The sequence below is a fragment of the Acidimicrobiia bacterium genome, from assembly GCA_016650365.1.
GTDB lineage: Bacteria > Actinomycetota > Acidimicrobiia > Spongiisociales > JAENVV01 > JAENVV01.
Map to the genome: position 1 here is coordinate 1 of JAENVV010000061.1, position 8,114 is coordinate 8,114.

The 8,114-nt window shown below is 59.2% G+C and carries 10 protein-coding genes; all 10 read right to left on the bottom strand.

The window, feature by feature from the left end; all coding sequences use genetic code 11:
• The coding region (locus JJE47_03825; protein ID MBK5266539.1) for a hypothetical protein at positions 1-292 on the bottom strand (292 nt) is incomplete at its 3' end.
• Complete coding sequence (gene pilO, locus JJE47_03830; GenBank protein ID MBK5266540.1) at positions 289-942, bottom strand: type 4a pilus biogenesis protein PilO; 654 nt, start codon at positions 940-942, stop codon at positions 289-291. The genes JJE47_03825 and pilO, both read right to left, overlap by 4 nt.
• The gene (locus JJE47_03835) at positions 939-1,568 is read right to left on the bottom strand and encodes a PilN domain-containing protein (protein MBK5266541.1); all 630 of its coding nucleotides are present in this window, start codon (positions 1,566-1,568) and stop codon (positions 939-941) included. Before JJE47_03835 ends, pilO begins: the two co-directional genes overlap by 4 nt.
• Positions 1,568-2,641 (bottom strand): type IV pilus assembly protein PilM, encoded by a 1,074-nt coding sequence (pilM, locus tag JJE47_03840; protein ID MBK5266542.1) that lies wholly within the window; start codon positions 2,639-2,641, stop codon positions 1,568-1,570. Before pilM ends, JJE47_03835 begins: the two co-directional genes overlap by 1 nt.
• Positions 2,642-2,755: 114 nt before the next feature.
• Complete coding sequence (locus JJE47_03845; GenBank protein ID MBK5266543.1) at positions 2,756-3,547, bottom strand: prepilin peptidase; 792 nt, start codon at positions 3,545-3,547, stop codon at positions 2,756-2,758.
• A 53-nt stretch (positions 3,548-3,600) separates the two neighbouring features.
• Positions 3,601-4,068 carry a prepilin-type N-terminal cleavage/methylation domain-containing protein gene (locus tag JJE47_03850; protein MBK5266544.1) on the bottom strand — a complete coding sequence of 156 codons (468 nt, stop codon included), beginning with the start codon at positions 4,066-4,068 and terminating at the stop codon, positions 3,601-3,603.
• 210 nt (positions 4,069-4,278) lie between these two features.
• The gene (locus JJE47_03855) at positions 4,279-4,794 is read right to left on the bottom strand and encodes a prepilin-type N-terminal cleavage/methylation domain-containing protein (protein ID MBK5266545.1); all 516 of its coding nucleotides are present in this window, start codon (positions 4,792-4,794) and stop codon (positions 4,279-4,281) included.
• A gap of 169 nt (positions 4,795-4,963) precedes the next feature.
• Complete coding sequence (locus JJE47_03860; GenBank protein ID MBK5266546.1) at positions 4,964-6,190, bottom strand: type II secretion system F family protein; 1,227 nt, start codon at positions 6,188-6,190, stop codon at positions 4,964-4,966.
• 10 nt (positions 6,191-6,200) lie between these two features.
• The gene (locus JJE47_03865) at positions 6,201-7,769 is read right to left on the bottom strand and encodes a PilT/PilU family type 4a pilus ATPase (GenBank protein ID MBK5266547.1); all 1,569 of its coding nucleotides are present in this window, start codon (positions 7,767-7,769) and stop codon (positions 6,201-6,203) included.
• A 144-nt stretch (positions 7,770-7,913) separates the two neighbouring features.
• Positions 7,914-8,114 (bottom strand): type II secretion system protein GspE (locus JJE47_03870; GenBank protein MBK5266548.1); only part of this gene is annotated, 201 nt, incomplete at its 5' end.

The following is an 8,114-nucleotide window of genomic DNA, read 5'->3' on the forward strand; positions in this document are numbered from 1 at the left end:
CAGGGCCAAACGAGGCCGTCCCATCGTCGAGGATTAGCGGTCGGAACGGGTCGCGAGGCTGAGACGTCTGGAGATTCGAAGCCACCACATCCCCGGCAACGAGGTTGGCAAGGTTGCCGACCGGGGCAGACTGAGGAGCGGAATCGCTCGCCAGATTGGCCGCGTATGGGCTGGCGCCTGCTCCAAAAACGGCCGGAGCGATGCCTAGCCATCCGACGGCCAGTCCAAGGCCAACCAGGACGATCGCCACAGCTGTCGCGGACCCGGAGCCTCGCTTCTTCTTATGCATCATCCACCTGCCGTGGTTGTCGTGGTCGTTGACGAAGCGACCGTTGTGGTCGTCGTGGTCGTTTCGTCAACCGGAATGTCGGGTTCAGCGACTTCGGGCGGCGCCGGAACCACAATCGCACCAGTCGTGAAGGCCACCGCATTGATGGTCATCGAGAGCGTGTTCACGCCCGTGTCCGCATCGAGGGACGGACTGACGGTGATGCCGTCGACCCGGACAAGCCGGTCCATCTCCGACAACCCATACAAGTAGCCAAGAATTTCGAAGTACTGGCCGCTCACGGTCATCGCCAGAGCAACTTCGCGCACGCCGGAGTTGCTCTGGTCACCGGGAGTACTGAAGCTGACCGCTTCCCACTCGACGTTCGCCCGATCGGCGAGGACCGACAGTTCGTCGGTCAGAGCATCGATCTGAGGCGCCTCCGGAATCGACAACAGCATGTTGGCATTGGCCCGGTCATACTCGGGAAGGCGCTCGTTGACCCGGTTCAACTCCCGGAGGCGCTGCGACAACGCATTGCCCTGCACCTGCAGGGTCGACAACTCTTGCTCTTGCACGGCGATTTCCTCGCCGAGTGGTCCCCACAACAGGAAGTAGAACCCGGCTCCGACCAGGAGCATCAGCGGAAGGGCGATCAGAAGTGCCCGCCTCATTCGGAAATCTCCACGATCCTGGTGGTGGCCCGATCAGTGAATGACTGTTCAGTCAACGAGGCGGACGATGAAAAAGTAACGATCGGAAAGTCTGCTATTTGTGACTGGGAGATACTGGCGACCCAGGCTCCCCCAACCGCGGCCCATTCAGTCGAGTCGAGGGTCCGGAACCATGTCGAAGCATCCGGATAATCGAACGCAGTCCCGGCAAACGTCACCGAACCGTAGCTCGGAGTCCCGGTCGCCGCCGGGTCGGGTGGCGCGGCGCCGGCTGACAGGCTCGTCACCCAGGTCCTGGGAGGAAGTACCCGCCCGAGGTCGTTCATGAACCGACCCCAGTCCAGGTCCACGGCGAGAGATTCCGTGATCTGGACCGATCGACTCTCATAGAGATTCAGCGCGTCCGACGCATCCGATAGGGCGGCAATATCGTTCTCAAGGCGAGCGTTGGCGGCGCGCTCTGTGTCGACGTTTTCGACCGCCGTGGCCAACGATTGCGACTTCATGAACCAAAGCCCGGCCAGGCCGACCAGGAATACGACAAACAGCAGAACCACCATCGCCGATCCGCGCCGGGCCTTGGCCGCACGGGCTTGTTCAGGCGGTAGAAGGTTGATCGGCCTCATCAGGCTTGCCCCCACAGTGCCAGCCCCACCGCGACGGGCAGAACCGGTTGGGTCTGGTTCAGTTCTTCCTCTGTGAGGCCCGTCTTACCGATCGTGAGGCGACCGGAGTTCAGCAACGTCACCGGCTGCAATTGCATGTTGAGTTGCACCCGCATGCGGTTGGCCAGGTGAGGAAGCCGGGCGCCATTGCCAGCAATCATGACGGTATCGATGCCACCGTCATCGGCGGAGGACAAATAGAAATCCAGTGAGCTTCGAACCTCGTCGACCAACGCATCGGCCTGACGGGTGAGTGCGGCCATTGCTTTGGCGTCCGGGTCGTCGCCTGTCGGCATTCCCTCGATGGCCACTCCGAGACGTCGTTTCAACTGCTCGGCTTGTTCATCGTCGATATTAAGGGCGTCTGCGACGCTCCTGGTGAAGTCGTTTCCGCCGTTGGGCACGATCCGGAGGAACCGAAGGGTGCCACCTTTGATAACGAGTACCTGGGTAAGACTGGCTCCGATATTGACAATTGCCTTGGGGTTGGGACTCAGATCGATGTCACCACCGGTAGCGGCCCTGACCAAGGCGAATGCCTGGAGGTCAATCGCCTTGGGCTTGATGCCAGCTCCGCCAAGAATTCGCACGACGTCGGCCGCCATCTCTTTCTGAGCGGCGACGACCATGATTGACATCCGGGCTTCCCCCTCGGGGGTCGAGTACTCCTCAAGCGGGACGAAATCAAGAATCGCTTCATCAATGGGGATCGGGATGTATTCCTGCGCCTGGAATGCCAGGGATTCGGCCAGTTCGCTTTCTTGCATGTAGGGAACCGATATCTGGCGAACAATGACCCGCTGATTGGCGATCCCCACGATCACGTTCTTCTTGGGGATCTTGGCCTCTTTGAAGAGGCGAGCGACTGCGTCGCTGATGACGCCCTCGTCCACGATCTCGCCGTTCTGGATCGCCCCGAATGGCAAAGCCACCTCGGCGAACTTCTTGAGCACCGGCGGCCCTTTCTTGGACGTCTCGACGAGGGCAGCTCGCACTGCGCTCGTTCCGATATCCAGACCGACATTGGCGGTCATTCTTACGCTCCTTGGCGGCCAGCACCGCGATCCCTTGCCCCGTAGGCTACAACATCGTAATTACAAACGTGTTGTTTCCGAAGCGTAGCGCGATTCCGCGGCGCGTTGCAAGGACTAGCCGATTTGCAAATAGGCTCGAGCGAGCTCGTCGCCAACCGCTATGGCAATCCATGCACCGGCCACCATCGACGGACCGAAGGGAATGGCGTCCTTACGTCCGACCCGCCTGGTGAGTAGGAGCAGGATCGAAACTCCCCCACCTATGAACACCGCACCAAAAACGGCCACCGCCAGTGCAGCCCACGATCCGTATCCCACGAACATGCCAAGGAAGAAGGCCAGCTTGACGTCACCCATTCCAAAGCCTGCCGGAACAATGAGAGCGAGGACGAGAAACCCGGCAAAATAGCCACCCGCCGCCAGCCACGATCGGCCATAAGAGCTGAGTTCGCCGTCGGCCAGTGCTCCACCGACGAGCAGCACGGCACCAACGATGGCGCCGGGAAACAGAATCCGGTTGGGTATCCGTTTCGTGTCGAGGTCGATGAGGGCTAGGGCGAGCGTGACGGCCACAAACCAGACAAACGCCAGGACCGTCCACCGCAACCCGATTACCGCGTACGTCGCATAGAACAACACTGCGGTGGTCGCCTCAACGAGCGGATACCGGGCCGAGATCGGGTTGCGGCACGAGCGACACCGACCCCGCAATACCAGCCAGGACACCACGGGGATGTTGTCATACGGCTTGATCGCCGAACCACAGTTCGGGCAGGCTGACGGCGGATGAACCACCGACAGGCCGGCCGGGATCCGATAGACCACCACATTAAGGAACGACCCGACCACCAGGCCGACCAGGACGAAGAGAAATGGGGCGACTAGCTCAAGGTTCTCGAGATACATCTGTTCCGCTCAACGGGGCCGTCAAGCCTACCGCACGACCAGCAAAGCTTCCGCTACCAACCGTTCTGGCAATCGGCGAGGACGCCAAACGTCATCGCGCTGTCTTGGCCAAAATAGGTGCCGGCCGCCGAACCCGACCCCTCGTCCCACAAACAGAACCAGGTACCCGAGTTGCTCTGGGCAACGAACATCACAGCCTGGTTGACCAGTCCATCGGCATTCGGAAGGATGACAAACCCAACCTCATCAGGAGTCGGGGCCAGCCCGACGACGTAGGAAAGCCCGGCATGGACGAGGTCGAGTTCGGGTACGCCGAAGTTGTAGTCGGCGTTGGAATCGGCATATATCACCTTGGCCGCAGACAAAGAGTTGCGCAGATCGCTCTGCACCGCTCGGTCCTGGGCCCGGGTTCTGGCTCCTAAGAACGTCGGTATCGCAATGGCGATGAGAATGGCAATAATAAGAACCACCACCATCAGCTCTACCAACGTGAAGCCTTCTTCGTCATGTTTCAGACGCATGAGCTCCTCGCTTTCAATTGGTATGTATCCGGTTATATCGGCTCTGAGCGGCTGAGGCTGTAGCTCGAAATCGGAGAGTGCCCTGTGCGGGCACCGGGCCCCGCACACCAGGCGACGGCTGGAGAGCCGAACAACGGAAAGGACCGCCCCGGAGGGCGGTCCTTTCTTCAGTGAGTTCACCCGACGTATCAGGTAGATCTCGTTTCCGGTTTACCAGTCAGCAGCAGCACACTGGGCACGAGTGAATCCGTTATTGGCGCCGGTCGTGTCCGACCCGTAGGTGGTACCAGAGCCGTTCGTTCCATTCGTCAGCGTGTCTGCGATGCAGAACGAGGTCCCGGAGGCGCTGTACGCCGTGAAGATGATGACCTGGCGGTCGCCCACAACGCCGTTGTCTTCAACCGCATACCCAACGTTCGAGCCGTCAGTGGCCGCAGCTGCATTCACGAAAGTCAAGCTGGGCTCGATCGCATTCAACAGAACGGGGGTTACGTCGGCACCGGCACCGTTGGAGAAGTTCTCTTCGTCGGTGTAGTGCACCTTGGCCGAGGTCAACGCGTTGCGAAGGTTCGACTGGGCGGCACGGTCCTGAGCACGCTCACGAGCACCGAGGAAGGTCGGGATGGCGATGGCGATGAGAATGGCAATAATCAAAACAACGACCATCAACTCGACGAGGGTGAAGCCCTCTTCCTTGTTGAGACGGTTACGCATCCATGAAATCATTATGGGACTCCTTATATATGGTTATGTTCCCTGTAGGCCGTCTTGACCTACGTAGGGTTTATCGTCGGCACAGCGCTCAGACTTAAGAACTAATCCAGGGATTCTTTCAAACCAGTGAGGGCCCGGCATTTGCCGGGCCCTCACTCACCAAACCTCGAGGTTTGACGGGTTATTGAACGAGATTCACGATGTTGAACATCGGCATGTACAAGGCGATGAGCATGCCACCGACCGTCGCACCGAGGACCACGATGAGCAAAGGTTCGATGAGGCTGGTGAGACCTTCGACCATGGCCTGGACTTCGGAGTCATAGAAGTCACCAACCTTCTCCAACATGGTGTCGAGCGCCCCGGTCTCCTCACCGACGGCAATCATCTGCACCACCATGGCCGGGAATACCGGATGGTTGTTGAGCGGTGCCGAAATTGACTCTCCTTCGGCAACCGATGCCTTGACGTCTTGCACAGCGCGGGCGACTACCGCGTTACCTGCCGTGTCCGACACGATGTCCATGGCCTGGAGAATCGGTACTCCGGTCTTGGTCAAAGCGGCCAGGGTGTGAGAGAACCGGGCGATGGCCGTCTTGTGGATGAGGTTGCCGAATATCGGCAGCTTGAGCTTGATGGCATCGAAGGTCGACCGGCCGGCCTTTGTGGCGATCCACTTCTTGAATGCAACGAAGGATCCGACCGAGACGATGATCACGGCCCACCAGTAAGTCGTCACGATCTTCGAGATGAGCAACAGGAACTTGGTCGCACCGGGAAGTTCGCCTCCCAGGTCGGCGTAGAGGGCCTCGAACATCGGCACGACGAAGATGATCATGGCGGCCACGATGAAGATGACGAGGCCGAACACGGCCATCGGGTACATCATGGCTGACTTGATTTTGGATCGAAGGGCTACCTGGGCTTCGAGGGTATCGGCGAGTCGCAACAGGGTGTCATCGAGCACACCACCGACTTCACCGGCCCGGATCATGGCGGTATACAGCTGATTAAAGGCCTTGGGGTGCTGTTCCATCGCCACGGACAGGCTGGTTCCCCGTTCTACGTCCGCCTTCACGGCGTTGATGATCGCAACCAACGCTTTGCTTTCGGTTTGGTCGGCGAGGATGCTGAGAGACCGAAGCAACGACAGACCCGCATTGATCATCGTGGCGAACTGGCGGGAGAAAATCGCCACCTCTTTGGCTTTTACCCGATCCGAAAGGCCGGGAATTTTGATTTCCTTCTTGAGACCGGAATTGGCATTGGCTTGCTCGGACAAGCTCATCGGACTTAAGCCCTTGCCGCGCAACGCAGACGCCGCCGCCGACTGGCTGGTGGCATCGATCGTGCCCTTCTTCATCTTGCCATCGGCGTCTTTGGCACGATATTCAAACGTTGTCGCCATGATTTATCTCCTACGCCACGCGACCGACAAGTCGCTGCAAGTCTTCGAGGTCGGAGCAACGCTCCGCTGCGAGATCATACGTAATTATGTTCCTTCGAACCAGATCAGCCAATGATTGATCCATCGTTTGCATTCCCCATTTTCCGCCGGCCTGCATGGCGGTGGCGATTTGATGGTTCTTGCCTTCCCGGATGAGGTTTCTAACCGCCGGAGTGGCGATCATGACCTCGATCCCCGGCACCCGGCCGCGGCCATCCCTGGTGGGGAGCAGTTGCTGGGTCACGACGGCCTGCAAGGTGGCGGCCAACTGAACTCGCACCTGTCCCTGCTGGTGAGATGGAAAGACATCGATCATACGGTCAATGGTCTGGGGGGCATCCTGCGTGTGCAAGGTCGCAAATACGAGGTGACCGGTCTCGGCCGCCGTGAGGGCAGTCGATATCGTTTCGAGGTCTCGCAGCTCACCGACCAGAATCACATCAGGGTCCTGGCGAAGCGCATGCCGAAGAGCCATGTTGAAGCCAACCGTATCGGCGCCAACTTCTCGCTGGTTGACAATGGCCTTCTGATGATGGTGAAGGAACTCGATGGGGTCCTCGACCGTCAGGATATGACAAGCCCGGCGGCGGTTGATGAGATCGATAATCGACGCCAACGTGGTCGACTTTCCTGACCCGGTCGGACCCGTAACCAATACCAGTCCACGGGCGTAGCCGGCAAACTCTTTGACAACCGTGGGTACCCCTAGCTCTTCCAATGGTTTGATTACGTCGGGAATGGCTCGAAAGACCGCCCCGACCGCGTCTCGCTGAAAGAACACATTAAGACGGAAGCGACCCTTCCCTTGCAGCGGATGAGACGCATCGAGTTCCAGGGTCTCCTCAAGCTTCTCGCGTTGTTTTTCGGTCAAAATGGCGTAGACCATTCGACGGATCTCGGCAGGCATCATGACGCCAAACTCAGGCAGCTGACGCAGCTCACCGTTCACGCGTATTTGAGGGGTTGAACCCGCCGTGATATGGAGGTCAGAACCGCCCTCATCAACCAGAATCGTAAGCAACCGATTGACGTGCAGCGCGGGTTCGGCAATCTCGATGTCGGCCGCGCCACCACCCATCCCTGGAATCCGGGTAACCGGAATCTCCTCGGGCCCGTGCATGAACGCAATGGCACGCTGGATGGCATCCTTGGTCGCCAGGGCCAGCGTGACCTTTTTACCGGTGATCTGTTCGAGCCGGCGATGTCGTTCTGCGTCGAACGGGTCGGCCACGGCAACGGTCAGGGTGCTGTCTTTCAGCCGGACCGGTATCGCCAGAAGTGCGGATGCATCGTCGCCACCAAGGAGGGCGACAAGGTCGGGGTCGAGAAGCTCGTCATCGAGTTCGACGTATTCCATTCCTACCCGATCGGCCACAGTCCGAAGAAGATCTTCTTCACGGACAAAGCCGTCATCGGTCAGGATCTTGGCCATGGGGGTCCCGGTGGCTTGTTCCTTTGCCAGCACCGTCTCAAGCACATCCTTCGAGAGGAGGTGCCTGTCAACGAGAAGCTCGCCGAGTTTTCGAGATGCTGAGTTCATGGCTACCTGGTTCCCCTTGTGCGGTCACAAATGCGGTCTCTGTATCTTTCGGCACCACGAAGGGCGGCCTGAATGATTTCTCCGCTTAGCGAAGTCTGATGTGGCCGGACCCAGCGACCGGGCTGAATCCTGAGAGGATCCGCCTTATACCGTAACCCGAAGAATCTCTTCGATCGAGGTTTCTCCACGCCGAGCCTTCAACAGGCCGTCCTGACGAAGCGGGCGCATGCCCTGTTCAACCGCCATTTTCTTAATGGAGTCGGTAGTGGCCTGGTCTACGGCCATTCGCTCGATCTCTTCTGAAACCAGCATAAGTTCATGGAGAGCCAGACGGCCTCGATAGCC